Source organism: Vibrio sp. KUL78 (assembly GCF_059725505.1).
In genome coordinates this window covers 1,858,563-1,884,139 of record NZ_AP045837.1, presented here as the reverse complement: position 1 = coordinate 1,884,139, position 25,577 = coordinate 1,858,563, and the positions used below count along the sequence as shown (strand labels likewise).

The following is a 25,577-nucleotide window of genomic DNA, read 5'->3' as shown; positions in this document are numbered from 1 at the left end:
AGATTCAACCTAGTCAACTGACACTTAATACTATACGAAAGTGGTAGGTGAGAGTTCTAAAATTAATCTAAAAATGATGTGATCTTGATCAGGTTAAAGAGTGAACAGCGATGCAACGATTTGAGTGTGTAAACTGATGTTAACGTACGTTGATAATCGTTAATCATTCGAAAATAGCCTAGGAGTTCACAGAACCACATTCACAGAGATGCCGTTATGTTACGGCACTGTTACAGTGTTTGTCTCAGGGAGAGTGAACATGAAATGGAACCAGATAAGTTTTCGATACCGAATGCTGCTCATCATGACAGTGTCGGGATTGCTGCAGTTGCTTGTCTTGACGTTAGCGGGATTTAGTTACATTAAACAATCTCAAGAAGAGGAAATGGGGCTTAAGGCTAAAGGCGTTGCCACATTTCTCGCCCAATCTTCTTCCGTAATTCATATGATTCAGTACGACACATCGTCCCTCATGCAGGCACGCTATAGAGGTCTTACCGAGATGATTGGTGCGGCCTTTATTGTGATTGGTGACAAAGATGGTATTCGTCTAATTCACCCTATTGATGAGCGAATTGGTCTACCGATGAAAGGGGGAGATAATGATCTCGCGCTTATCCATGGAAAGTCTTACGTCTCGTTCGCAGAAGGCTCCCTTGGTAAATCGGTTAGAGGCAAAGCCGCCGTTTTCGACGAAGATGGTAATGTTATCGGTGTTGTCTCTGTAGGTTATTTGCTCGACCGATTGCAAGATAGAATCGAGCCATATCTGCTGTTCTTGATAGGCATGGCAATACTCGTTTTGATTGCCAACGCTATCATCTCTTATTTCATCTCACGACGTTTCCAGAAAGCGATTCTTGGTTTCGAACCAGAGGAGATTGGTCGACTCTATGGTGAGCTTGATGTCACCATGAGCACCATTAAAGAGGGGGTGATCAGTATTGATACCCATGGTGTACTTCGTTCCATTAATACCAGTGCTTGTGAGATCTTGGGACTCACAAAAGAAAAGGTGATGAATCAGCCTTTAACCCGCGTTCTACCGAACTCAGACCTTCAGTCTTTGATCGACAGTCAAGAAACTGACCACGATATTGAGTTGTACTTAAATCAGCAGCGAATTGTTGCGAACCGCAGTCCGATACTTGTTGACGGTAAAGTAATAGGAGCCGTGTCGAGCTTCCGACTAAGAGATGAGATTAGCGAACTAACCGACCAGCTCTCTCAGACTAAAGCCTATGCAGAGATGCTGCGTTCACAAACGCACGAACATCGCAATAAGCTCAATACCATTAGTGGGCTGGTACAAATGGGTGAAGTCGAAGCGGTTCAAAGCTTGATAGGTCAAGAAACTGAACACTATCAACAGCTTATTGGGTTTTTGAGAGAAACAGTAAAAGACCCGCTTATTGCAGGTATGTTGCTTGGTAAAACAGAGCGGGCTCGAGAGATTGGCTTGTCAATGCTTGTTGACGAAGAATCTAGGCTAGAGCCTTTACCAGAAAATATTAATGCTGATGACCTCGTCACTATTTTGGGTAACTTGATCGACAATGCGTTCGACGCCACACAATCGGCAATAAAAGCCGCGCCTAATGAGCGTTTTGAGCGCGCCCAAATAGATGTATCGATCAGTGATTTTGGCAACGAGATTATATTAGAAGTATCAGACAAGGGATGCGGCTTACCCAAACACCTTGATGTTGATGCATTGACGACGCGGGGTGTATCGAGTAAATCGGCACACAATCGTGGTGTAGGGCTGTTCTTGGTCAAACAACTCACAGAACGATACCAAGGGCAGCTGGAAATGATAGAAAACGACACCATGGGTACGCGCGTGACCATTTATATTCCGAAGGATGGATTAGCATGAATGACTTAACTCGAGTCATGATAATAGAAGACGATCTTAAGATCGCAGAACTACATCGCCGTTATCTAGAACAGATGGGTGGTTTTGAAGTGGTTGGTATTGCGACCTCGAAAGCCGACGCAGAAATGCAACTAGAGGTTCTAGAACCCGAACTTGTGATGTTAGACGTCTATTTACCAGATGGAACAGGCATTGAAATTTTGACCCATATTCGTTCGCTGAACCAAGAGTGCGATGTGATACTGATTACCGCTGCACGCGATGTCGAGACATTGCAACATGCTATGCGTGGTGGTGTGATTGATTATCTACTGAAACCAGTGATGTTCCCACGGTTAGAAGCTGCTCTTAAAAAATACCAGAAGAGGACGGCAAAGCTGCATGACGCTGACGGTCTTAACCAGTCCTTAGTTGATGAGATGATGCAAGCGAATAGCTCTGAATCGAGCTCCGAGCAGCGTTTACCAAAAGGGATCGACGGCGTTACGTTGGAAAAAATACGTGCACTTTTTAAAGAGGACAGCCTATATACAGCTGATGAAGCAGGGGAGCGTATTGGTGCTAGCCGCACTACCGCAAGGCGTTACCTGGAGTTCTTAATTGGTACTGGGGAGCTTGAAGCTGACGTAAATTACGGGTCGGTAGGTAGGCCGGAGCGTTGTTATCGAAGGCAAAGTCGCCAGTAGCAAATAAGCCCCCAACCTAGTTTGGGGGCTTTTGTTTTGTTTGTAATCTTTACGTTAGGACTCAACCTTCTTCGGCTGATTGAACCACTTCTTAACCACCGACAGCAGCGCTGGCCCCACAAGCACCAATACCGCGAGTACCGTAAACGTCATTGTTATAGGACGTTCCCATAAGAAGCTAAGCTCACCATCACTAATCATAAGCGCACGTCGAAGGTTCTCTTCCATCAAACCACCGAGAATAAAGCCGAGCAGTAGCGGGGCAAGTGGGAAGTTTGCGAGTCGTAATGCTATCGCGCCCATTGCAATCAACAGCATGATAAACACATCCATAGTGTTGAATGAAACTAGGTAAACACCCGTTATCGAGAAGAACAAAATCATTGGTAGCAGAACAGTTCTCGGAACCGCCAACAGTTTAGAGATATAAGGAATCAGCGGTAGATTCAAAATCACTAGGACAATGTTACCAAAGTACATCGAAATGATGACCGACCAAAAGACATCAGGGTGTTCGACAAACAGACGTGGACCAGGCTGGATGCCGTAGGCGATCAACGCACCCAGCATGATTGCAGTAGTACCGGAACCCGGAATACCCAGTGTTAGCAGTGGTACGAATGATCCGCTTGATGCGGCATTATTCGCCGATTCAGGGGCAACAAGACCTCGAATGCTACCCTTACCAAACTCTTCACGCTTATCTTTTGGTGCGAGGTTGCGCTCCATACCATAAGAGAGGAAAGCGGCAATCGTCGCACCCGCACCAGGGAGTACGCCAGTGAAGAAACCAAGAATAGAAGAGCGAATAGAAACAGGCGCCACTTCTTTGACTTCTTCTTTGGTTACTTTCATGCTGCCGATGTCACTTAGCTTTTTCTGTTCATCTTGGCGAGTATCTTGTTGCGGCTTGAGTATGCCCATTAAGGTTTCACCCAGAGCAAAGGTAGCCATCGCTAATAGTAGGAAGCTAAATCCGTCCATTAAGTCAGTGAGACCAAAGGTGAATCGCTCAACGCCAACCCCTTTATCAATACCAACGGTTGAGAGCATGAGCCCAAGTACCACCATCATCCAAGCTTTCAATACCTGACCTTTACCTGCAAAAGCGGCGACCGCAGATAAACCAAGAAGCATCAGTGCAAAATAGTCAGAAGATTGGAAGCTAAGCGATACTTTTGCCAGTGCTGGAGCAGCAAACAACAACATGATCGCTGATAACGTACCACCGGTAAACGAAGAGTAAGCAGCGAGGGCTAGGGCTTTACCCGCTTGACCTTTCTGAGCCATAGGGTAGCCATCAAAAGCGGTCACAACTGTTGAAGAACAGCCCGGCGCATTAATTAGAATTGATGAGGTCGAGCCTCCAAAAACGGCACCGTAATACACACCTGCCATCAAGATAAGACCTGATGAAGGATCTAGCCCGTATGTAATAGGGATCATGAGTGCAATAGCTGAAATAGGACCAAGCCCTGGAAGCATGCCGATAAATGTACCTACAAAGCAACCAACGATGACCATCATGATGTTCATCGGCATGACCGCCGTCGAGAGACCTTGTAAAATTCCGTCTAACATAATGGTGTCCTACCAAATCGTGAAGATGAGCCCAGGTTCTAGATAGATATCCAGACCTTGAGTGAGTAATAGATAAAAACCGATGACAAATGGGAACGATGCGCCAAACAAGATGGGTTTTCTGCGCTCACCCAATAAATAGAATCCCGCCAATAGGAAAAAGCTGGTTGCCAATACAAAGCCAAGGTAGGTGAGACCTAATCCATAACCTGCCATCAGCACCAAGAAACCAATGAGGAGTTTCCAGTTAAAAGAGGCTTTGACCGCACTTTTCTGATCAGGCTGACCAGTAATCAATAACAAAACAGACAGACCGATACCAACAAAGGTCAATATGGTTGGTAGGGTTCGAGCAGTAAAGGGTTCGTACTCATCCCCAGGGAACATGGGAATTAACGATGTTTGGTATCCATAGCACAAGCACAGAATTAAAAATATCATCGCACCTACACGATCACGAGACAGCAGGTTCTCTTTCGTGAACAGCTTTGAGGTGAAATCAGACATAACTCACTCCAAATAGTGAATAGAGAAAAGACCGTATATAAGGGGTCGTTGAGTGGCGACCAAGCGGATAAACAAACTCAGGACAAAGTGGGTCTACCCAGATAAACCTATCCCCAGGAGATTAAGGGGGCAGTACTGCAAGTGTGGACAATCGTGAACTGAAAGATTCAAAACTGCCTCTTATATACGGCAAAATTGGTAATAGGAGGAGCTATGCTCCTCCACTAAGCTTAAGTACTTAAGCGGTTTACTTGTTTAAGAAGCCAAGCTCAGTCATCAATGCACCCATCTGTTTCTCTTGGTCTTCGAGGAACTTATAGAAATCTTGATCAGGCTTGTAGTTGTCGATCCAGCCATTGCGGTCACGAACAACAGCCCATTCATCAGTGGTGTACATTTTCGACAGTGCGGCAGTCCACTCTTTCACTTTCTCTTCGCTAGCGTTAGGCGCTGCGAAGAAACCACGCCAGTTGGCAAATACGGTTTCATTGCCGTATTCCGTTAGCGTTGGAATATCTGGAGCTGCTTCTAAACGTTTAGGAGCGGTAACCGCAAGAACTTTAACTTGTCCAGATTTCGACATCTCTAGAACTTCACCCAGACCTGTCGACAGTAGTTGAGTCTCGCCAGATAGTAGAGCAGCCATCGCTTTGCCGCCCGCATCATAGGCAATGTAGCGAACTTTTTTAGCGTCAAATCCTTCGCCTTTAAAGGCTGCTGCGACAACAAGGTGGTCCATACTACCTCGAGCTGAGCCACCAGCGATCTTCACTTTACGTGGGTTCTCTTTGAAATCTGCAACCACATCTTCCCATGTGTTATACGGGGAATCTGCAGGCGCAACGATCGCACCATAGTCCGCAATAGTAGCGGCTACTGGAGTTAGATCTCGGAACGACTGTGGAAATACACCAGTCAGAGAGCGAACGACGATAGGAGTAGAGTTGACCATTAGCGTGTCTTCTTGACGCTCGGCCGTTTCAATAAGGTGAGCAATAGCTTTACCGCCGCCGCCACCAGATAGATTTTGGAAGGAGACATTGTCGACAATATCTGCTTTCACCAAAACGTCACCAGTACCGCGTGCAGTCATATCCCAACCACCACCAGCGCCACCCGGAATCAAAAAGTGAATCTTCTCAAGATCAGCGGCATAGCTGCCAAATGAAAGGGTAGCTGCAACGATTGACGCTGCAAGGGTAGGTTTTAGTGCCTTAAACATGTTCACGTTCCTTATGTTGACTTTGTTGTCTACCAGTATGAGGGAGCTGGCGTGACCTCTATGGGTTAGTCAAAGGTTACGCAAATGTTAACGCTACCTCAATAAAGTGCAGATATTGAGGATAATGCGCATTAGCTGAATATTGTTCATAAAGTTCACAGGTTGACGTTTACGTTAGACATTAGTCTATATTGTCGACAATGTGGTTGAATTTCGAACTTGGGGCTGCTTAAATAGTCATCAGTTAGTGATTATTGTCAACAATGTTGTTGGCGGCGTAGGTAAGTGTCGAAATGAGCGTTGAACTAGCAATGAATGATGAACTCCCGCTAAAAGAGGGGACGAAGTCAGAAAATTTAACAGAACGATTGATTGAAGAGATCGTAGAGGGACGCATTGAGTCAGGCAGCAAAATCTCTGAGCCTGAGCTTGCAAAGCGATTTGAGGTAAGTCGTGGTCCTTTGCGCGAGGCAATCATGAGATTGGAAGGGCTCGGGTTGATAGAGCGAATCCCGCATGTTGGAGCTCGAGTGATTACCCTCTCGCAGCAAAAGTTGGTCGAGCTTTACTCTGTGCGCGAGGCCCTTGAGGGAATGGCGGCAAGATTAGCTGCGACGCATATCAGTGACGAGGAAGTCGCCGAGCTAGAAAAGCTCCTTGGCCGACACTCTGAACATATTGATGAAGTGTCAGGTGCTTCTTATTTTCATCAACACGGCGATTTTGACTTCCATTATCGAATTATTAAAGCCAGTCAAAATAGCCAGTTGGTTCATTTGTTGTGTAATGAGCTCTATCACTTGCTTCGAATGTATCGCTATCAATCACCTAGGACTCAATCGAGACCAGAGGCCGCTTTAAAAGAGCACTTATTCATCTTGGATGCGATAAAAAACCGTGACCAAGAGTTGGCAGAGCTACTAATGAGAAGACATATCTCACGCAGCAAAGCCTTGATAGAACAAAACCTTAACTAGATAACGTGAATGTCGACATACGTGAAATGAATGCCGACAACAAAAAGGACAAGGAGACAAGCATGTCAGCTTCACCAGGTCAATTATTTCGTGACGCCGTCACTAATGGAAGCCCTTTACAAGTTGTAGGTACAGTCAATCCGTACTGCGCCATGATGGCTAAAAACGTCGGTCATCAAGCCATTTACCTCTCTGGGGGTGGCATCGCCAATGCTTCGTACGGTTTGCCAGATTTAGGTATTACAACTCTCAACGATGTACTGGTAGATGTAGAGCGAATTACTAATGCTTGCGATTTACCACTACTTGTTGATATCGACACCGGATTTGGTGGTGCTTTTAATATTGCACGCACGATCAAAGCGATGGAGAAAGCAGGGGCGGCCGCTGTCCATATTGAAGACCAGGTCGCTCAGAAACGATGTGGTCATCGACCAAATAAAGCCATCGTGTCGCAGCAGGAAATGGTCGACCGTGTAAAAGCGGCGGTCGATGCGAAAACCGATCAGAGTTTTGTGATCATGGCACGTACAGATGCGCTTGCCGTCGAAGGGATGGATAAAGCGATTGAGCGTGCTATTGCCTGCGTTGAAGCAGGGGCAGATATGATTTTCCCAGAAGCTATGACCTCGCTCGACCATTACAAGCAGTTCAAATCGGCATTGTCACAAGCGACGGGCAAAGACGTTCCTATTCTCGCCAACATCACTGAGTTTGGTCAGACGCCGCTATTTGGCTGTGAAGAATTAGCAAGTGTTGGTGTTGATATGGTGCTCTATCCATTGTCAGCGTTTAGAGCAATGAATAAAGCAGCAGAAAATGTGTATCAACACCTTTTATCTGAGGGAAATCAAGAAGCATTGACGCCACAAATGCAGACGCGAGCCGAGCTTTATGAACATCTCAACTATCACAGCTACGAGGATAAATTGGATCAGCTCTTCGCTGATAACAAGTCCTAATTAGCTGATTTCAAAAATGAGCTACAAGTCGGAAGTCCAAGAAAAATAATTCAAACCTACTTTTTAATCCAATAACGAAACACCGCATTAAAAGACCCAAGAAGGGCAAACGCGGGAAAAGGAGTTCAACATGCCTAATTCAGCCATCGGTGGAGCAGGTCTACGAGGTCAAAGTGCAGGTACGACATCACTGTGTACTGTGGGTAAATCTGGAACGGGGTTAACCTATCGTGGTTACGATATTACTGATCTTGCCAACAACGCGCAGTTTGAAGAGGTTGCGCACTTGCTACTGCGCGGACATCTCCCCAACCAAAAAGAACTGGACGATTACAAGACGATTCTAGTCGGATTGCGTGGCTTACCTGAGCCGCTTAAACAAGCACTGGAGTTGATTCCTGCTGACGCGCATCCGATGGATGTAATGCGAACGGGTTGTTCGGTGTTGGGTAATCTAGAGCAGGAGCTTGATTTCTCAGACCAAGAGAAAGCAACTGAGCGCATGTTGGCGCTGTTTCCTGCCATTATCTGTTATTGGTACCGTTTTAGTCATGACGGGGTGCGTATTGATACCGCTGACCAAAGTGAAGATTGTATTGGTGGTTATTTTCTAAAAATGCTGACAGACAAAGCACCTTCAGAAACGCACAAGAAGGTGATGCACTGTTCACTGATCTTGTATGCGGAGCATGAGTTTAATGCCTCCACATTCGCGGCGCGCGTTTGTGCATCTACCTTGTCTGATATTCACTCTTGTATCACAGCTGCTATTGGCACTTTGCGTGGTCCTTTGCATGGTGGAGCAAACGAAGCGGCAATGGATATGATTCAAGATTGGCGAAGCGCGGATGAAGCAGAAGCGAATATCATGCAGATGCTTGCCAACAAAGACAAAATCATGGGATTCGGACACGCTATCTACCGTGAGAGCGATCCCCGAAATGCTCTAATTAAGCGTTGGTCAAAAGAACTATCCCAAGAAGTCGGCGATACTTATCTGTATGACGTTTCTGTGCGCGTAGAAGCCGTGATGAAACGTGAGAAAGGGCTGTTTTGTAACGCGGATTTCTTCCACGCTTCTGCTTATCACTTCATGGATATCCCAACTAAGTTGTTTACGCCGATTTTCGTGATGAGTCGACTCACAGGTTGGGCTGCGCATGTTTACGAGCAGCGTGCGAACAATCGAATCATTCGTCCGAGTGCAGACTATGATGGTCCAGAAGCAAGAGAGTGGACACCAATCGAGGCGCGTGACTAGCACGGTGTGAGGATGTGAGCATGTCGAAAAACACTATAAATTACCAATATCGAAAACCGCTACCTGGTACGCAACTCGATTACTTTGATGCCCAGGCTGCCGTTAATGATATAGAAGCAGGCGCGTATGAACGCCTGCCTTACACGGCGAAAGTCCTTGCTGAAAACTTAGTTCATCGCTGTGAACCGTCTGAGCTTGAGGCATGCTTGTCTCAGCTCATCTATAGGAAAAGAGACAAGGATTTTCCTTGGTATCCGGCGCGAGTCGTTTGTCACGATATTTTAGGACAAACCGCACTGGTTGATTTAGCTGGCCTGCGTGATGCCATAGCAGGTCAAGGCGGCGATCCAGCTGCCGTAAACCCAGTGGTTGAAACGCAGCTAATCGTAGACCATTCGCTAGCGGTCGAGTACGCGGGTTTTGATCCCGATGCGTTTGAGAAAAACCGAGCGGTAGAAGAGCGTCGAAACGAAGACCGATTCCACTTTATTGAGTGGTGTAAAACCGCGTTTGAAAACGTGAGTGTTGTACCAGCGGGTAACGGCATCATGCACCAGATTAATTTAGAAAGGCTCTCGCCAGTGGTTCAGGTCAAAAATGGGGTCGCATACCCAGATACGTGTGTCGGCACCGACAGCCATACGCCTCACGTAGACGCGCTTGGTGTTATCGCAATTGGTGTTGGTGGGCTAGAAGCTGAAACCGTGATGTTGGGTAGACCTTCAATGATGCGCTTGCCTGATATTGTGGGGGTAAAACTCACCGGCGAACGTCAACCGGGTATCACGGCGACCGATATCGTTTTGGCGCTGACAGAGTTTTTGAGAACCCAGAAAGTCGTCTCCAGTTACTTGGAGTTCTTTGGAGAAGGCACTAAGCAGCTCACGATTGGTGACCGAGCAACAATTTCTAATATGACGCCTGAGTATGGCGCGTCAGCGGGTATGTTCTATATCGACGAGCAAACTATTAACTATCTGAAGTTAACGGGTAGAGATGACGAACAAGTTAAACTTGTCGAGCAATACGCAAAGCAAACTGGGTTGTGGGCTGATGAGTTAGAAAACGCTGAGTATGAGCGAGTCCTAGAGTTTGATTTGTCTAAGGTAGAGCGCACTTTAGCTGGTCCGTCTAATCCTCATCGACGATTGCCAACCGCTCAGCTCAATCAACAAGGTATCGCGGGCGAGTGGCAGCTGCAAGACGATAAGATGCCAGACGGCGCGGTGATTATCGCAGCCATTACGTCATGCACAAATACCAGTAATCCTCGCAACGTTGTCGCTGCTGGATTGATTGCGAAGAAGGCAAATCAGCTCGGCTTGCTACGCAAACCTTGGGTTAAATCGTCCTTTGCTCCGGGCTCTAAGGTGGCAAAACTTTACTTACAAGAGTCTGGTTTGTTGCCTGAATTAGAGAAGCTAGGCTTTGGGATAGTCGCTTATGCCTGCACAACATGTAATGGCATGAGCGGTGCATTGGACCCGAAAATTCAGCAAGAAATCATAGATAACGACCTATATACGACGGCCGTCCTCTCTGGCAACCGTAACTTTGATGGACGCATTCACCCTTACGCAAAACAAGCGTTTTTAGCGTCGCCACCTTTGGTTGTGGCCTATGCCATTGCGGGCACCATACGCTTTGACATCGAACGCGATGCGCTCGGTTTCGATTCTTCGGGTAAGCCGATATACCTCAATGATATTTGGCCAAGCGATGAAGAGATTGACGCTGTTGTGAATACTCACGTTAAGCCTGAGCAGTTTAACCAAGTCTACTTACAGATGTTTAAGGTTAATGATGAGCAAACCAACTCAAACCCACTATACGACTGGCGTGAAAAGAGCACCTATATTCGCCGCCCACCATACTGGGAAGGGGCACTTGCCAAGCCTAGAACGTTAAGTGGCATGAGACCGCTGGCCATCCTTGGAGATAATATTACCACTGACCATTTGTCGCCATCTAACGCTATCTTAGCGTCCAGTGCAGCGGGTGAATATCTCACGAGTATGGGGGTGCCTGAAGAAGACTATAACTCTTATGCTACTCACCGAGGGGACCACTTGACTGCACAGCGAGCAACGTTCGCTAACCCGAAACTGTTTAATGAAATGGTCCGTGAGAATGGTGAGACCGTCCAAGGCTCTTTAGCTCGTGTTGAACCTGAGGGTAAAGTGACGCGGATGTGGGAAGCGATAGAAACCTATATGACTCGCAAGCAACCACTCATCATTGTTGCGGGCGCAGACTACGGTCAGGGCTCCTCAAGAGATTGGGCTGCCAAAGGTGTACGGCTGGCTGGCGTAGAAGCGATAGTCGCCGAAGGCTTTGAACGTATCCATCGCACCAATCTAGTCGGCATGGGTGTGCTCCCTCTGCAATTTAAAGATGGTACGGATCGCAATACCCTAGGGTTAGACGGAACTGAAACCTACGATGTGGTTGGTGATATCGCTCCTGGCTGTGATTTAGCGCTGGTCGTTACAAGATCTAACGGTGAAAAGTTAGATATCGCCGTCACTTGTCGCCTTGATACAGCAGATGAAGTAGCGGTGTATTCATCTGGCGGCGTACTGCAGCGTTTCGCGCAAGACTTTCTCGCGAAATAGGAGGGACTTAATGATGACTAAACAAATCAGAGTTCCTGCGACTTACATGCGAGGTGGCACCAGCAAAGGGGTCTTCTTCAATCTATCGGACTTACCTGAAGAGGCGCAAGTATCAGGAGCGGCGAGAGACCAGTTACTCATGCGCATCGTTGGTAGTCCGGATCCTTATGCAAAACAGATTGATGGCATGGGCGGCGCGACCTCTAGTACTAGCAAAACTGTGATCGTCTCAAAAAGCAATAAAGAGGGTCACGATATTGATTATCTGTTTGGGCAGGTTGCCATCGACAAAGCCTTTGTTGATTGGAGCGGTAACTGCGGCAATCTATCCGCCGCAGTAGGTCCTTTTGCGATACACAGCGGCCTTATTAGTAAAGACAAGCTCCCGGAAAACGGGTTAGCCGAAGTGAGAATCTGGCAGGCGAACATTGAGAAGACCATAGTCGCGAAAGTCCCTATGGTTGATGGTGAGGTGCAAGAGCTTGGTGATTTCTTGCTAGATGGTGTGACATTTCCTGCAGCAGAAATTGCCGTAGAGTTTGTCGACCCAAGTAGCAGTGAAGGTTCCATGTTCCCGACGGGTAATTTAATCGATGATCTAGATGTGCCAGATATTGGGACGTTTAATGCCACCATGATAAGTGCAGGTATCCCAACTATTTTCATTGATGCATCTGAGTTGGGTCTTAAAGGCACAGAGCTACAAGAAGATATCAATGGTTCGGATGATTGGCTTAAAAAGTTTGAAACCATCCGTGCTCATGGAGCGTTGAAAATGGGGCTAATCGATTCACTGGAGGAGGCGGCAACAAGGCAACATACACCAAAAATTGCGTTTGTGTCTAAGCCGAAAAATTACACATCCTCAAGTAATAAACCTATCCAAGTAGACGACGTCGACCTATTAGTAAGAGCCATGTCGATGGGTAAATTACACCATGCCATGATGGGTACCGCGGCGGTTGCCATTGCCTGTGCCGCTGCTGTCGAGGGCACGGTGGTTAATATCGCTGCTGGTGGCGGTGTACGTGATGGTGTCACGTTTGGGCATCCCTCTGGGACACTTAAAGTAGGTGCGGTGGCATCGAAGTCTAATGGCAGTTGGTCAGTAGACAGAGCAATCATGAGCAGAAGTGCAAGGATCCTTATGGAAGGTTGGGTTCGTGTACCGTCAGATACGTTTTGAGTGAAAAGACGTTTACTAATTTAGAGACATACTGGAGGACGCATTATGTCTGCATACCAAAAAGAGTATCAATGGGCAGAGCAGCAACCTGAGTCATTTTGGGAGCACCAAGCAAGCAAAATTGATTGGTTTGAAGCGCCAAAAACGATCTTAGCGAAAGATGATAACGGTATCGAGCGTTGGTATCCCGATGGCGTTATGAATACGTCTTGGCTAGCACTTGACTATCACTGTGAGCAGGGGCGAGGTGATAACACTGCACTCATTTATGATTCACCGGTAACAGGGACGAAACAGAGCTATAGCTACCAAGAAATGCGCGATAAGGTCGCCAAAATAGCGGGTATGCTTGCTGCTCAAGGTGTGGTGAAAGGTGACCGAGTTATTATATACATGCCTATGATTCCAGAAGCGGCGATGGCGATGCTGGCATGTGCACGCCTGGGGGCTATCCACTCTGTTGTGTTTGGAGGCTTTGCTCCGAACGAACTCGCGGTGCGAATCGAAGATGCGGAGCCGAAGGTCATCATGACGGCGTCTTGTGGTATCGAAATTAATAAGGTGCTGCCCTACAAGCCTCTTGTCGACCAAGCCATTATGGACAGTCGATGGAAGCCAGAAAAAGTGTTTGTCTTGCAAAGACCTCAATGTGTTGCTGAGCTAAATCAAGAGCGCGATCTAGATTGGGGAGACAAATATCAAAAGGCACTTCCACACGATTGTGTACCCGTGTTGGCAACCGATCCACTCTACATACTCTACACTTCTGGCACCACAGGCAAGCCGAAAGGCGTGGTGCGTGATAACGGTGGCCACGCTGTTGCTATGAAGTACTCCATGAGTGCTATTTACAATATGCCGACTGATGGTGTGTTTTGGGCAGCGTCGGATGTCGGTTGGGTAGTAGGGCACTCATACATTGTTTACGCCCCCTTGATTCATGGTTGTACTTCAATTCTGTTTGAAGGTAAGCCGGTTCGAACGCCCGATCCCGGCGCTTTCTGGCGAGTGTGTGAAGAATACAAGGTAAAGGTACTTTTCTCTGCACCAACCGCATTTCGAGCCATCAAGAAAGAGGACCCTGAGGGTACCGAGCTAGATAAGTACGACCTAAGCTCTCTAGAAAGTATCTTTATGGCGGGTGAAAGGCTCGACCCTCCAACGCTTGAATGGGTTCAGCATCACACCCAAAAACCGGTTATTGACCACTGGTGGCAAACAGAAACGGGTTGGGCCATTTCTTCTAACCCGGTAGGTATCGAGTCAATGCCAATTAAAGCAGGTTCTTCAACGAAACCGAGCCCAGGCTTTAAAGTGGAGATCTTGAACGAGTTAGGGGAGCCAGTCGGACCTAACCAGCAGGGCTTTGTCTCGCTTAAGCGACCATTGCCACCGAGTTGTTTAACTACGGTGTGGCGCAACCACGATCGATTTGAATCCGGATATCTAAGCCAATTTGAAGGCTACTACGTTTCGGGTGACGGTGGTTACCTCGATGAACAAGGTTATCTGTTTATTATGGGGCGCGTCGACGACGTCATTAACGTGGCAGGGCATCGCCTATCGACTGGTGAAATGGAAGAAATTGTTGGTGGGCACCCCGCAATTGCCGAGTGTGCCGTAGTGGGTGTTCATGATGACCTCAAAGGACAACTTCCACTTGGTTTAGTGGTGCTTAAAGATGGTGTGAAAGTAGATAGTCATGACCTAGAGAATGAACTGGTTGGTAAAGTTCGTTCTGAAATTGGTGCCGTTGCTTGCTTTAAACATGCTCTAGTGGTGGATAGGTTACCGAAAACACGTTCAGGTAAGATATTGCGCCGCGTAATCAGGCAGATTGCCGATGGTGAAAGCTACACCGTACCGTCGACAATCGATGATCCAGCGAGTCTATCTGAAATAGAAAAAGCGCTGCATACCAATTAGCGCTGGTCCATCTCAACCGAACTCATGTGCCACATTTTGAGCACATGGTTCGGTTCCTCGCAGGTACCAAACAACATCTGATATTTCGGAATGAATGGTTCACCGATATAAGTGGTACGACTAAACTTACCTGTCTTAAGATCGACTTGTGTAACGACTCTGCCTTTGAAGTTTTGAAAAATGACAAACTGACTGCTTTTAAACACCAATTGCTCTTGGTAGAACCAAAACTGGTCGGCAGTGGTATTCAGTTGGCATTTTAGCGGGAGCTCAGCGTGAGCATTACCACTTCCGAATGTTGCGACGAAAATCAATAAAGACAAAGGCATAAAGCGCAGAAACTTCATAACAATCCCCTATAATTTTCTTTAAGTATAGTGATATTTTCCCCAAGGTTTTTTTCAGACGATATCCTTAGGTTTTTTTATTTGCACATCCCTGACAAAACCCTCACACTATGCGCACATTTGTGACTGGCATATTAATCAAGTTAACTCGAGCGTGTGGCTATGGATTCCAACAGCATTACTCTTCGATCTGCGACGGAAAAAGACCTTTATACGCTCAATGATCTGATGTTCGAATTACACGACCATCACCATAAAGCAGTCCCTAATGACTTTAAGTCTGCCAATGAAGTCCAAGAAGAAAAGAGTATTGCTCGTTACCTAGATTCCCCGGAGTGCTTGGTGCTGGTAGCGACGATTACCTCCGATAATAATCAAATCATTGTCGGCTTTGTCACGGCTCAGTTTTGTGAATTAACATCTCCAATTAGCAAGCCCAGTCTAGTGGGGAATGTTGATGAGTTATATGTCTTGCCCAAGTGGCGTCAACATGGTGTCGCAGCTGCCTTGCTAACAGAAGCCGAAACAAGGTTACAGCAGCTCGGAGCAACCCAGATTATGGTAGAAGTTTGGGACTTTAACCAATCAGCGCTGAATCTGTATAAGAAGCAGGGATTTTTCCCTCATATTCACTGTCTTAGAAAAAAAATATAAATTAGGAATGTTTGTGACTCAGTTTTTGAGCCATTGGTTTTATTTGTGCTTGCTTGCGCTTTTTACTGCAAACCTAAGTTTTGCATCACAACCTAAGGTTAATTCAAATACCTCACAGGAGGTGACGTCGAAAGATCTCGCAGCCTCTGTACAAAATCAGAGTGATACGGCACTCAAACCACTCGATCCTTCAATTCGAGGATCGCTATGTGTTGTGCGCAGCGATAATCGAATCTTACTGGTTCATGAAATTATTACGGGTAAATGGTCACTTCCTGGCGGCACAATCGAAAACAACGAAGACCCCAGACTCACTGCACAGCGCGAAACGTGGGAAGAAGCCGGACTTGTCGTCGATGTAGGGCAAGAGCTTGGCAGAACAGACAAAGCGGTCTTTTTCGAATGTCATGTCGAGTCGGCGATTATTGCCTACGAGGCGAGTAGCTACACTAACGGCCTCGAACTTCCCATATACTTTGCACCACATTTTGGCGTGGAAGTAAGAAGTGCCTCTCTTGTGCAGCCTAAAGCGGTTCCGATTAGCGAATATCGTTATCCTAGTCAGTGGCCCCTCGTGCAAGAGATGTATAGCCATGCATCCAATCAACCGCTGCAGTTTGTAGATAATCTCATTGATGCCGCACCACAGATTCACCAAATAGAACTAGGCTGGTTAGCAAGTGCTCAAGATATGATGGCTCAAACATCCGACAGTGTTCGAGATGTGGTTATCTTTGGCGGAAGAATACTGTATGTACTTGTTCAGCCGCTATTCTTGATTGCATTTTTACCCCTGTTTATTTGGTTGTGGGGACGCCATTTTACCGCTCAGTTAATGTTCGCTGTTACGGCAACTTCTCTGTTCATACTGGTAGCCAAGCAAGGGTTTGGGTTCCCGGTACCTCATGCGTATTTGCCGTCAATCAATTATACCGAACGAAGTGGTTATAGCTTCCCAGATCTACTTATCGCAAACTGGGTGTCGATTTCTGCCATCGTGATCAGCCAAATTCAAGCGCGGTATCGAGCAGCTTTTATTACTGTATTCGTCGTAATTAGCTTCATTTTGGTGTTCTACCAGTTTATCAGTGGCGGAGCGTTTCTATCCGACATGTTGGCTGGCGCATTCCTTGGCTCACTTGTGGGCTGGCACTTTATTCGTCATGCACTGAGCCTTGCTGTGAGCGAAGACTATACATTTACGCGCACTAGGGTGTGGTTCATTTTGACGGTGGTAGCAGTGGCTCTTGTGCTTATTTGGCCTTTCCCTTCATTTTTAAGCTGGTTAGCTCTGTGTCTCGGCATGCTGTTGTTTGCTTTGGCGAGCAGTGTCTGTTCTCCTCGCTCAAAGATGTGTTTGCGAGAATTACTAACGTCATTGTTTATTATTCTCGGCGTGTTGTTGGTCTATTTTCAGTTAGAAGCTGCGGTATCACACAGTGGGATCGGATCTCTGCTTTTGCACGTTCTCGTTATCCCAGTACTGATTATTGTGCCTGCGGTCGTGATGATTTTGTTTAGAAAAAGAGAAAGCGTTTCTGGCGTAAAAAGGTAACTAGTAGAGCGAGTTGAGGCTTAACATAGTAGCGTCCAACTAACGGAGTTCATTATGATTATTGCTATGATCGCAGCGTGTTCTGCTTTTCTTTCTAGTTTAGGCATGCAGCTCAATGGTGCTGTCGATGCAGCGATGGATACCATCGCCGATATTATGTTTATCTAGCCCACAATCGAGATACGAAAAAGGTCTGCATCTGCAGACCTTTTTCGTTTAATGGAGAGGTATTAAGCGTTACGCTGCGGTAGCGACACTAGATGTGTTCGACTTCGCTGCGAAGTAAAGCTTAGTCTCTTCAATGACGACGCCGCGCAACAGCACAAGACCAATCAGGTTTGGTACCGCCATGAGACCATTAACGATATCGGCAATCAGCCAAATCATATCTAGGTGTAAGAAAGCGCCTGATGCGACAAGACCGACGAAGATGATCTTGTACGGCAGTACCGCTTTGGTACCCATTAGGAATACTACACATCGCTCGCCATAGTAGTTCCAGCCCAAGATAGTGGTGAATGCGAAAAAGATAAGGCCAATCGATACCAACATAGGACCGAAGTACTCTGCGTTAAGACCTGTCGCAAATGCATGTGTAGTCATGGCTGCACCAGCAAACTCACTCTGCCACGCACCTGTAAGGATTAACGCGAGGCCTGTCATAGTACAGATAATGATGGTATCGATAAATGTACCTGTCATCGAGATCAGGCCTTGACGTACACAGCTATCCGTTTTCGCTGCAGCTGCTGCCATTGGCGCACTACCAAGACCGCTCTCGTTTGAGAATACGCCGCGTGCAATACCAGATTGAATCGCGAGCATAATGCTTGCGCCAACAAAACCACCCGTTGCAGCTGTGCTCGTGAAGGCAGACACGACAACAAGCTGAACCGCGTCTGCGAGTTTATCCGCGTTCATGATAATAACGCTTAAACACGCCAGCACATAGAACACCGCCATAGTCGGTACTACTTTGCCCGCGACTTTCGCAATGGACTTGATGCCTCCCAGTGTTACAAAAGCAACAAGCAGAGTCAGAACGGCAGCGGAAAGTTCGCGTGACACACCAAATGAAATTTCACTCGCATCAAGGATGGCATTGACCTGTGGGAAAGTACCGATACCAAAGCAAGCGACACCCAGAGCGAAGACTGCAAACATAGTTGCAAGGAACTTAGACCCAACACCATCACGCAAGTAATACATTGGCCCGCCAAGCATCTGACCTTTGTCGTCAACTTTACGGTACTTAACCGCTAACAAGCACTCTGCGTATTTGGTCGCCATTCCAAACAAAGCGGCAAGCCACATCCAGAATAAAGCACCTGGACCACCAAGTTTGATTGCTGTAGCTACACCTACGATATTACCTGTACCTATGGTCGCAGATAGTGCAGTACATAAGGCTGCAAAGCTAGAAACATCACCGTGCCCTGATTTGTCTTTGGTAAAGACAAGCTTTAGTGCAGTTGGAAGATGGCGGAACTGCAAAAGTCCAAGCTTAAAAGTAAAGTAAACACCCGTACCGACGAGCAAAATGAGCAGCGGTGGACCCCAAACGAATGAGTCGATGGTTTGCAGTAAAGATTGAAGATTGTTCATGATTTCCCCTTAATAAAACAAAACTTAAGGAGAAGAGAGAAAGGGCAGTTTGTCTCCAACGCATTCGCAGACGAAATGCATTAATGACGGTAACTAATCCGTGTCGCTAAACCTGGCAAAAAGCCAGATACTGAATTTAATGTTTTCAATGTTGCTATTCTCTCCTCTGTCCTTTTGCCTGAGAGTTTCACTCATCATTAGAAATGAGCTTGCTCCTTCGGCGACCGCTATCTACAAAAGTAGTGCGATTCTCTCCAGAGGTTCCTCCAACTACAGTCCTCACTTTATCCTTATCGACGATAAGGTCTGATTTCTCAGAATAAAGCACCTGAAAGATTTACTTCTTCGGCGGGTAGTTTTAACCAAACGTTAAATTTTGGTTAATTACCACTCTCCTGCAGTCTTCATCGGAACAAATATCTAGTTACTAGATAATCTGTGACGGCAATCCTAGCGTAATTAATTAGCGATGTCATGAATAATTTTACAATTTTATTTGAGTAAATAGGGTAGCAAAGTCAACCATTTGGTATATTTGAAGTGTTTCTGACTTTAAACCTGTCGTTATGGGGTAGAGTAGTGATTTGTACAGTGCATTTTTGGAACACGTACCTTCCTACCTACTGGATTACCCTTAGTGCAAGGAGGTATCTATGACTCGATTACTAGCAATCGCTTTTCTTGTGGTATTAGCGTTTATGCTATTTCGTTATCGAACTAACGAGAAAGTACAGAAAGGTGTCGTCATCACCGTCGTGTCGGCGTTTCTGATATACACAGCAACGCTCGTTGTTTCCGAATTGATTCGATAAAAAGATTTCGCTCCCAGGAGTATAAGTGGATAAGCAATCAGAAAACCAACAGGTTGATAACGAAGAAGTAGTCGTTATCGAGCAAAAAGATAATAAAGCTCGTCTGTACATAGGGATCGCCGCGGTACTTGGTATTGCAACTGGCGGGCTTATTGGTGCATCGATTACGCAGAGTGATTGGCAAAAGCGTTACACTGAGCTTGAAACGCGCTATCAGCAAACCCTAACACAGACTCAAAACCATGAGGCAACGCTTTCAGAGCAGCTATCGATGGCGGAGTCTGAATCTCAGCTTAAGCTTCGTAAAGCTGTAGAAGAGAAGGTTGCTGAACATCAAGAGCAAGTCGAAGAGTTAAACTCACAAATTGCTCAGCTAGAGCAGGACAAAACAGATCTCGCAAACCAACTCTCGAATCAAAAGAAGCAATTGGTAAAAGAAGAGAAAAAGAATACTCAGTTGGCTCGAACGAATGATATTCAAAGCTCCATGTTTGAGCAGTCCCAAGAACTGTTCAAACGTGAAGCTGAATTAAAGGCAGAGGTCGCGAAGTTAGAACAAGAGCGCGCCCAGATTACCCCTAACCTTGATAGACTTAAAAAAGACTGCGACTTGTACCTCGAAGGGACATCTTGGGACGCTAAGTCTGACTCTTGCGAACGATACGACTCTGCAACGGCATCATTAAGTCAAATCGAACAAATGCTCAAGGTTCACAATATGGATCTTAACCATATCGCAACGCTCAAAACAGAGCTTGGTATTCAATAAGTATTGCCTCTTACACTCCTCTTTACTCAATTTATCAATAGGTTGATGAACTTGATATAAAGGGGAGTCGTTTGGCATAACCTCGATTTACATCAAACCTAGATGTAACTGATACGTCACTCTGTGGATCTTCTTTTCTCCTAACTCGAAGATCTCATCTCAATATCTACTTCTCTAAATCTCTCGATCTAGACTGGTCATAACCGTGAAGAGAGAGGGGATAACCGTGTCTATAACACTTAACCGGGTATCGACCATTATTGCGCTCATGGCAATATCCGCCACCGCAAACGCAGAGGGTCATCAATATCTACCGAAGCCGCCAAGTGTGACTAACGCTCTGGAGTACGATCAAGACGTTGATTTAGAGAACTACTACGTCAGTGAGAAGTTAGACGGAGTGCGAGCAATCTGGACGGGAAAACAGCTAGTAACGCGTTCAGGGCGAGTATTGAACGCGCCCAACTGGTTTATTCAAGCTTTACCAAACATATCGGTAGAGGGAGAACTTTGGGCTGGGAGAGGTGCTTTTAGTCAAGTTCAAAAGACGGTGCTGGATAAAGCACCAAACGATGAGCAGTGGCAAGGCATTACGTTTATGTTGTTTGATGTGCCGGGTCACTTGGGTACTTTTGAACAGCGTTACGAATATCTCACAACTTTCTGTGACTCATTACCATACACACACATCCAATGTGTCGAGCAAATGCTTATCGCCACACATAAAGAGTTGGCATCGCTCCTCGCGGATGTTACTGAGCAGGAAGCAGAAGGTTTGATGTTAAAGGCGCGGCAAGAAATCTACCATCCCGGAAGAAATAGCTCGTTAATCAAGGTCAAAACGGTTCAAGATACTGAAGGCGTTGTTGTCGGATACAAGCCCGGGAAGGGGAAGTTTAATGGCGTAATGGGCGCACTGCTTATTGAGATAAAGGGTGGCGTACGACTATACGTAGGAACGGGATTCACTGATGAAGAGAGAAAGCAGCCTCCAGAAATTGGTAAAATCGTTACTATCAAACACAATGGATGGACTGATAATGGCGTACCTAGGTTTGCTAGATTTCATCGCATTAGAGAGCAAGAGTAGCTGGAGCTAGTTATTTCGAATGGATGACAGAGAGCGCCCGCAGCGTTCAAACAACCCTTTCCAATATTTAACGTGCTCTCTACTGGTCTCCTTAAATTCAAGGTGTCGCTGGTGAAGGCTATAGACATTAGCGTCGCTTTGAGAGAGCAAGGCGGAAACGAACTGCGTTTCCTGAGCGATAGCTTGATACTCAGAGTCAACATAGGATAAATACGGCTGTACTTCTTCGACAAACACATTGTTGAAAACATTAACAAGGTATTTAAATCGAGATGAATCTCTGTTCTTACCACAAATAATCTGGTCATCGTATGTGTTGAGCTGGTTGGTAATGGTGCGCATCCAATGTGCGCTCGCTTCCAATGAAAAAGCTAGGCGACCGATGACATTACTTTTCTCTAATTGTTCTTGGTAAGGTGTGAGCAGCGGAGGTCGCTCAATCGTTGCCCGGTCGCTTGTCGCAATGAACTGAGCCACTTGGTTAAATGCAGTTAATGACTCGCGCACTTGGAGCGCCGCACTCCCTTTATTGGCTACTAGCCAATCGTGCCCGTTGAGTTGTGAGCGCATTGCATCACTTGTATAAACGAGGTTGAAGAAATAGTCCGGCAGGTACTGATACTTAACGCTCAAAATATCCTGTAAGCTCGTTTTGAGCTCTAATTCGATTTGGTTCGAGGCTAGGCATCGTTCTAATCCATCAATGAGCTTTAATTGATAATCAAAATTTCGAAACTGGTCCTGCACCTTACCTAATACGGAGTTTCGCTCCGCAATAAGTCCGAACAGCTGACATTTACGAAGTTGGTAGCTATCAACAAGTCCCAGCGTTGTCCTAGGTATCTCTTTAGTTAGCTCTCTTTTCGATGGGAGTTCGACCAGAGTTAACTCGGGAGGAGGGAGTAAGTCACTCTCTTGAACATTCGCTATTCTCTCTTGATAGTCAATAAACTTAGCTGATGGGCTATCGTTGAAACAACCAGCGAGCATAACCGGTGCAAGCAAAAGGCTTGCGCGCGTCATAATGTTAGCTGAAAGAGAGTAGCGTTCAGGTCTCATAATGGCTTCTAATTGAACTCTAGCAGTTGTATGTTTTTACAAGGGTTTGTACGTAAGGATAGAGCATTTATGGTCATACCAGGCGTTGAATAACTCAGTTGTAGCATTGGGCAAACTGCATTACCTCTCACAACCCCAAGAATGAATATCCGCTACTATGATAAACAGAATGAAGAAATAAGGAGCCGTGATGAGCGATGAAGTAAAGTTAGACTATGTAGAGTTTGCAGCCAAAGACCTAATAAAGACAAAGCAGTTCTTCACCGATGCGTTTGGATGGGACTTTCAAGATTATGGCGATGAATACAGCGCGTTTTCTAATCAGGGACTTAATGGCGGTTTTTATAAAGCAGACATGTGCTCTGTGGCAAGCAAAGGCGGCGCGCTGTTGGTCTTTTACAGCCCCTCGATTGAAACAACCTACGATAAGGTCGTAAAGAGCGGCGGTGTGATTGTGAGAGAGATCTTTGACTTTCCAGGTGGGTGCCGCTTCCACTTTAGTGAGCCAAGCGGTAATGAATTTGCCGTTTGGTCGGAGTCGCGATAACAAAAAGGCTCTGGCGATAAACCAGAGCCTTGCCATTTTGAGTGTTTATAAAGCTAGTAAACGACTTTTACCTTCTTTGCACACTCTACCGCTTCGTCGATAGCGGTCTCTAAAGATTTACGCTTTGTCAAAATGACACCTAGGCGACGGCGACCATCGATGTCTGGTTTACCGAACAAACGAATCTGTGTTTGTGGCAGTGATACTGCGTCTTCAATGCCCTCAAAGCGAATGTTGTTTGAAGTCCCTTGACCCAAGATAACGGCTGATGCTGCTGGACCATATTGGGTGATACCATTTACCGGTAAACCAGTAAACGCACGTACGTGAAGCGCGAACTCAGACATATCTTGAGAAATCAGTGTGACCAATCCCGTGTCGTGTGGGCGAGGAGACACTTCATTGAAGATAACCTTGTCACCTTTAACGAACAGTTCAACACCAAAGATACCGTAACCACCCAGTGCGTTTACAACTTGCTCAGCGGTGTATTCTGCCGCTTTTCGCGCGTTATCAGACATGACTTGTGGCTGCCATGACTCGCGGTAGTCACCGTCTTCTTGACGATGCCCTACCGGTGCACAGAAATGAACGCCATCAACCGCTCGAACGGTAAGCAAGGTGATTTCGTAGTCGAAGTCGATAAAGCCTTCAACGATAACGCGTCCTGCGCCAGTACGGCCGCCTTCTTGAGCATAAGTCCATGCAGACTCAATATCCGCCTCAGTCTTGATGACACTTTGCCCTTTGCCAGAAGAACTCATCACCGGCTTCACAACACATGGTACGCCAACGTGAGCAACTGCCGCTTTAAAGTCGTCATAGTTGTCGGCAAATTGGTAAGGTGATGTATTAAGTCCCAGCTCTTCTGCTGCTAGACGACGGATACCTTCACGGTTCATCGTCAGCTTGGTTGCATTAGCCGTTGGTACGACATTCAGGCCTTTTTTCTCAAGTTCAACTAGCTTGTCAGTCGCGATGGCTTCGATTTCTGGTACGACGTACGCAGGCTGCTCTTTTTCGATGATAGCTTCGAGTGCTTCCCCGTCGAGCATATCCAGTACATAGCTGCGGTGAGCAACTTGCATAGCAGGGGCATCTGCATAGCGGTCACAAGCAATGACTTCGAGACCGAGACGCTGACATTCGATGGCAACTTCTTTTACCAAGTTCACCTGAGCCCAACAGTAATACACGCGTAGCATTTTCACGAGTAGCAGTACCAAACATATAATATCCTTGATCGTTCATGAGGAAGAATTGCGGTGGATCATACTGGAATTAACCAAGAAAGCAATCGTTTGCGCGGCAAATTGCCATTCCTTTTCAATAGACATAAAAAAAACAGCCCCGCTACTAAGCGGGGCCGATAAAAAGGTTCGAATTCATATCATTACAACGAGATGTACTCGAGTGGAATGTCTGGATCAATGGCCTCAAGAGTTGCTTGAGTGTCTGCAAGGTGGCTAATTTTCCCAGATGCCATCTCAGCAAGTGCGACTAAACGAATAGATTCGAATGATTCACCATCAAGTAATAACTGCATAAACGCTACTTGAAGTGGAGGAAGGCTCGGGTTGAACGCCGCGTTTTCAGCATAAGCACCCTGGTATACCTTTCCGCTTTCAGTCGCAATAGCAACGCCACTTAAGTTTTGTGTGTAAGGAGAGTGGCTTCTATTGAGGGCATCAACTGCCGACAAGATCAATGCGTCTGTCTCTTCAGTCGATAAACCGTGTTGCTTTGGGCTCATTAGCGCATCAGTAATGCCAAGATCTTTAGGACCAAAAGACTCAGGTAGATACTCTTGAAGTGTCATCGCGTCACGTTGAGGCAATTGAACAACTAAGGTATCTGCTGTCGTAAGTTCATTCATAAACTGACGACAGTGACCACATGGACTGTAGTTAATGGTGATGTCTTTAAGACCAGTTTCACCCTTCATCCAAGCGTGGCTAATCGCAGACTGTTCAGCGTGAACAGTTTGACCCAATTGCGCGCCAATGATTTCCATGTTGGCACCGAAATATAACCGACCCGACAAACCGCGAACGATGGCACCGACATAAAACTCTGAAATTGGTGCGTAGGAGTAAGCGGCAGCAAACGGGAGTAGAGCGACACGAAGTTCATCGTCTTCGAGTCCTGAGATTGCCAATAACTCTTCAAATTGCGACTTAGAAATCGTAGCGTCGAAGTCGGACGCAGTAATAATAGGCTTTAGAAAGTTTGCAATATGTTCTGGGATTTCGGCCAACTCAGAATCAAAACGATCTGTCATGCGGTTTCCTATGTAATTGGACGTTTTCTTACATTCTAAGCAAGTTTTGAAGAAGT

General features: G+C 46.3%; 21 protein-coding genes, 1 pseudogene and 1 riboswitch. Of the genes and pseudogenes, 14 read left to right on the top strand and 8 right to left on the bottom strand.

The genetic code is table 11. The annotated features are described in order from the left end of the window. The first annotated feature begins 259 nt into the window (after positions 1 to 259). Both AC6I8Y_RS08770 and AC6I8Y_RS08765 read left to right on the top strand, forming a co-directional pair. The gene (locus tag AC6I8Y_RS08770; RefSeq protein ID WP_498019926.1) at positions 260 to 1,879 is read left to right on the top strand and encodes an ATP-binding protein; all 1,620 of its coding nucleotides are present in this window, start codon (positions 260 to 262) and stop codon (positions 1,877 to 1,879) included. Continuing rightward, positions 1,876 to 2,565 (top strand): response regulator, encoded by a 690-nt coding sequence (locus AC6I8Y_RS08765; RefSeq protein WP_498019925.1) that lies wholly within the window; start codon positions 1,876 to 1,878, stop codon positions 2,563 to 2,565. Before AC6I8Y_RS08770 ends, AC6I8Y_RS08765 begins: the two co-directional genes overlap by 4 nt. Before the next feature lie 54 nt (positions 2,566 to 2,619). On the opposite strand, the gene AC6I8Y_RS08760 is transcribed toward AC6I8Y_RS08765, so the two are convergent. The 3 genes from AC6I8Y_RS08760 to AC6I8Y_RS08750 all read right to left on the bottom strand — a co-directional run bounded on the left by AC6I8Y_RS08760 (position 2,620) and on the right by AC6I8Y_RS08750 (position 5,875). Continuing rightward, positions 2,620 to 4,146 carry a tripartite tricarboxylate transporter permease gene (locus AC6I8Y_RS08760; RefSeq protein ID WP_042472783.1) on the bottom strand — a complete coding sequence of 509 codons (1,527 nt, stop codon included), beginning with the start codon at positions 4,144 to 4,146 and terminating at the stop codon, positions 2,620 to 2,622. 9 nt (positions 4,147 to 4,155) lie between these two features. After that, on the bottom strand, positions 4,156 to 4,653 hold the full coding sequence (locus AC6I8Y_RS08755) for a tripartite tricarboxylate transporter TctB family protein (RefSeq protein WP_498019924.1): 498 nt from the start codon (positions 4,651 to 4,653) through the stop codon (positions 4,156 to 4,158). Between the two features lie 247 nt (positions 4,654 to 4,900). Further along, positions 4,901 to 5,875, bottom strand: a complete 975-nt coding sequence (locus AC6I8Y_RS08750; RefSeq protein ID WP_042472784.1) for a tripartite tricarboxylate transporter substrate binding protein — start codon at positions 5,873 to 5,875, stop codon at positions 4,901 to 4,903. 293 nt (positions 5,876 to 6,168) lie between these two features. Here AC6I8Y_RS08750 and AC6I8Y_RS08745 point away from each other — a divergent pair, with 293 nt between their 5' ends. The 6 genes from AC6I8Y_RS08745 (at position 6,169) to AC6I8Y_RS08720 (ending at position 14,802) form a co-directional block, all read left to right on the top strand. Then, a complete protein-coding gene (locus AC6I8Y_RS08745; protein WP_234495926.1) occupies positions 6,169 to 6,852 on the top strand; it encodes a GntR family transcriptional regulator in 684 nt (227 codons plus the stop codon). Between the two features lie 62 nt (positions 6,853 to 6,914). Continuing rightward, on the top strand, positions 6,915 to 7,814 hold the full coding sequence (gene prpB / locus AC6I8Y_RS08740; RefSeq protein WP_498019923.1) for a methylisocitrate lyase: 900 nt from the start codon (positions 6,915 to 6,917) through the stop codon (positions 7,812 to 7,814). Between the two features lie 130 nt (positions 7,815 to 7,944). Further along, positions 7,945 to 9,075 carry a bifunctional 2-methylcitrate synthase/citrate synthase gene (prpC, locus tag AC6I8Y_RS08735; RefSeq protein ID WP_394154453.1) on the top strand — a complete coding sequence of 377 codons (1,131 nt, stop codon included), beginning with the start codon at positions 7,945 to 7,947 and terminating at the stop codon, positions 9,073 to 9,075. Between the two features lie 20 nt (positions 9,076 to 9,095). After that, positions 9,096 to 11,690 carry a Fe/S-dependent 2-methylisocitrate dehydratase AcnD gene (gene acnD, locus AC6I8Y_RS08730; protein WP_498019922.1) on the top strand — a complete coding sequence of 865 codons (2,595 nt, stop codon included), beginning with the start codon at positions 9,096 to 9,098 and terminating at the stop codon, positions 11,688 to 11,690. A 13-nt stretch (positions 11,691 to 11,703) separates the two neighbouring features. Further along, positions 11,704 to 12,876: a 2-methylaconitate cis-trans isomerase PrpF gene (gene prpF / locus AC6I8Y_RS08725; protein ID WP_498021474.1), complete on the top strand. Its 1,173-nt coding sequence runs from the start codon at positions 11,704 to 11,706 to the stop codon at positions 12,874 to 12,876. Positions 12,877 to 12,921: 45 nt separating this feature from the next. Further along, positions 12,922 to 14,802, top strand: a complete 1,881-nt coding sequence (locus AC6I8Y_RS08720) for a propionyl-CoA synthetase (protein WP_498019921.1) — start codon at positions 12,922 to 12,924, stop codon at positions 14,800 to 14,802. Here the strand turns inward: AC6I8Y_RS08720 and AC6I8Y_RS08715 are convergent. Next, positions 14,799 to 15,149, bottom strand: a complete 351-nt coding sequence (locus AC6I8Y_RS08715; protein ID WP_394154458.1) for a hypothetical protein — start codon at positions 15,147 to 15,149, stop codon at positions 14,799 to 14,801. The genes AC6I8Y_RS08720 and AC6I8Y_RS08715 overlap by 4 nt on opposite strands. Positions 15,150 to 15,311: 162 nt before the next feature. On the opposite strand from AC6I8Y_RS08715, the gene AC6I8Y_RS08710 reads away from it, so the two are divergent. Both AC6I8Y_RS08710 and AC6I8Y_RS08705 read left to right on the top strand, forming a co-directional pair. Continuing rightward, positions 15,312 to 15,803 (top strand): GNAT family N-acetyltransferase, encoded by a 492-nt coding sequence (locus AC6I8Y_RS08710; RefSeq protein WP_394154460.1) that lies wholly within the window; start codon positions 15,312 to 15,314, stop codon positions 15,801 to 15,803. 13 nt (positions 15,804 to 15,816) lie between these two features. Beyond that, complete coding sequence (locus tag AC6I8Y_RS08705) at positions 15,817 to 17,358, top strand: bifunctional NUDIX hydrolase/phosphatase PAP2 family protein (RefSeq protein WP_498019920.1); 1,542 nt, start codon at positions 15,817 to 15,819, stop codon at positions 17,356 to 17,358. Positions 17,359 to 17,595: 237 nt separating this feature from the next. Here AC6I8Y_RS08705 and AC6I8Y_RS08700 read toward each other — a convergent pair whose 3' ends face one another. Beyond that, complete coding sequence (locus tag AC6I8Y_RS08700; RefSeq protein ID WP_128649702.1) at positions 17,596 to 18,963, bottom strand: alanine/glycine:cation symporter family protein; 1,368 nt, start codon at positions 18,961 to 18,963, stop codon at positions 17,596 to 17,598. Between the two features lie 156 nt (positions 18,964 to 19,119). Then, positions 19,120 to 19,231, bottom strand: a riboswitch (glycine riboswitch). 385 nt (positions 19,232 to 19,616) lie between these two features. On the opposite strand from AC6I8Y_RS08700, the gene AC6I8Y_RS08695 reads away from it, so the two are divergent. The 3 genes from AC6I8Y_RS08695 (at position 19,617) to AC6I8Y_RS08685 (ending at position 21,634) form a co-directional block, all read left to right on the top strand. After that, positions 19,617 to 19,775, top strand: a complete 159-nt coding sequence (locus AC6I8Y_RS08695) for a hypothetical protein (protein WP_042472795.1) — start codon at positions 19,617 to 19,619, stop codon at positions 19,773 to 19,775. A gap of 25 nt (positions 19,776 to 19,800) precedes the next feature. Continuing rightward, on the top strand, positions 19,801 to 20,544 hold the full coding sequence (locus AC6I8Y_RS08690; protein ID WP_498019919.1) for a chromosome partitioning protein ParA: 744 nt from the start codon (positions 19,801 to 19,803) through the stop codon (positions 20,542 to 20,544). A 226-nt stretch (positions 20,545 to 20,770) separates the two neighbouring features. Continuing rightward, positions 20,771 to 21,634: a DNA ligase gene (locus AC6I8Y_RS08685; RefSeq protein WP_498019918.1), complete on the top strand. Its 864-nt coding sequence runs from the start codon at positions 20,771 to 20,773 to the stop codon at positions 21,632 to 21,634. Positions 21,635 to 21,640: 6 nt separating this feature from the next. Here AC6I8Y_RS08685 and AC6I8Y_RS08680 read toward each other — a convergent pair whose 3' ends face one another. After that, a complete protein-coding gene (locus AC6I8Y_RS08680; protein WP_394154468.1) occupies positions 21,641 to 22,693 on the bottom strand; it encodes a DUF3080 family protein in 1,053 nt (350 codons plus the stop codon). A 190-nt stretch (positions 22,694 to 22,883) separates the two neighbouring features. Here AC6I8Y_RS08680 and AC6I8Y_RS08675 point away from each other — a divergent pair, with 190 nt between their 5' ends. Then, on the top strand, positions 22,884 to 23,240 hold the full coding sequence (locus AC6I8Y_RS08675) for a VOC family protein (protein ID WP_252014557.1): 357 nt from the start codon (positions 22,884 to 22,886) through the stop codon (positions 23,238 to 23,240). A gap of 53 nt (positions 23,241 to 23,293) precedes the next feature. Here AC6I8Y_RS08675 and purT read toward each other — a convergent pair. Both purT and cdd read right to left on the bottom strand, forming a co-directional pair. Beyond that, a pseudogene (gene purT, locus AC6I8Y_RS08670) lies at positions 23,294 to 24,470 on the bottom strand (formate-dependent phosphoribosylglycinamide formyltransferase). A gap of 163 nt (positions 24,471 to 24,633) precedes the next feature. Further along, a complete protein-coding gene (gene cdd / locus AC6I8Y_RS08665) occupies positions 24,634 to 25,521 on the bottom strand; it encodes a cytidine deaminase (RefSeq protein WP_252014556.1) in 888 nt (295 codons plus the stop codon). Positions 25,522 to 25,577: the final 56 nt, after the last annotated feature.

Coding starts and splice junctions, on each gene's coding strand:
- AC6I8Y_RS08770 (WP_498019926.1), top strand. CDS start 260: ATGAAATGGAACCAGATAAGTTTTCGATACCGAATGCTGCTCATCATG.
- AC6I8Y_RS08765 (WP_498019925.1), top strand. CDS start 1,876: ATGAATGACTTAACTCGAGTCATGATAATAGAAGACGATCTTAAGATC.
- AC6I8Y_RS08760 (WP_042472783.1), bottom strand. CDS start 4,146: ATGTTAGACGGAATTTTACAAGGTCTCTCGACGGCGGTCATGCCGATG.
- AC6I8Y_RS08755 (WP_498019924.1), bottom strand. CDS start 4,653: ATGTCTGATTTCACCTCAAAGCTGTTCACGAAAGAGAACCTGCTGTCT.
- AC6I8Y_RS08750 (WP_042472784.1), bottom strand. CDS start 5,875: ATGTTTAAGGCACTAAAACCTACCCTTGCAGCGTCAATCGTTGCAGCT.
- AC6I8Y_RS08745 (WP_234495926.1), top strand. CDS start 6,169: ATGAGCGTTGAACTAGCAATGAATGATGAACTCCCGCTAAAAGAGGGG.
- prpB (WP_498019923.1), top strand. CDS start 6,915: ATGTCAGCTTCACCAGGTCAATTATTTCGTGACGCCGTCACTAATGGA.
- prpC (WP_394154453.1), top strand. CDS start 7,945: ATGCCTAATTCAGCCATCGGTGGAGCAGGTCTACGAGGTCAAAGTGCA.
- acnD (WP_498019922.1), top strand. CDS start 9,096: ATGTCGAAAAACACTATAAATTACCAATATCGAAAACCGCTACCTGGT.
- prpF (WP_498021474.1), top strand. CDS start 11,704: ATGACTAAACAAATCAGAGTTCCTGCGACTTACATGCGAGGTGGCACC.
- AC6I8Y_RS08720 (WP_498019921.1), top strand. CDS start 12,922: ATGTCTGCATACCAAAAAGAGTATCAATGGGCAGAGCAGCAACCTGAG.
- AC6I8Y_RS08715 (WP_394154458.1), bottom strand. CDS start 15,149: ATGAAGTTTCTGCGCTTTATGCCTTTGTCTTTATTGATTTTCGTCGCA.
- AC6I8Y_RS08710 (WP_394154460.1), top strand. CDS start 15,312: ATGGATTCCAACAGCATTACTCTTCGATCTGCGACGGAAAAAGACCTT.
- AC6I8Y_RS08700 (WP_128649702.1), bottom strand. CDS start 18,963: ATGAACAATCTTCAATCTTTACTGCAAACCATCGACTCATTCGTTTGG.
- AC6I8Y_RS08695 (WP_042472795.1), top strand. CDS start 19,617: ATGACTCGATTACTAGCAATCGCTTTTCTTGTGGTATTAGCGTTTATG.
- AC6I8Y_RS08680 (WP_394154468.1), bottom strand. CDS start 22,693: ATGAGACCTGAACGCTACTCTCTTTCAGCTAACATTATGACGCGCGCA.
- AC6I8Y_RS08675 (WP_252014557.1), top strand. CDS start 22,884: ATGAGCGATGAAGTAAAGTTAGACTATGTAGAGTTTGCAGCCAAAGAC.
- cdd (WP_252014556.1), bottom strand. CDS start 25,521: ATGACAGATCGTTTTGATTCTGAGTTGGCCGAAATCCCAGAACATATT.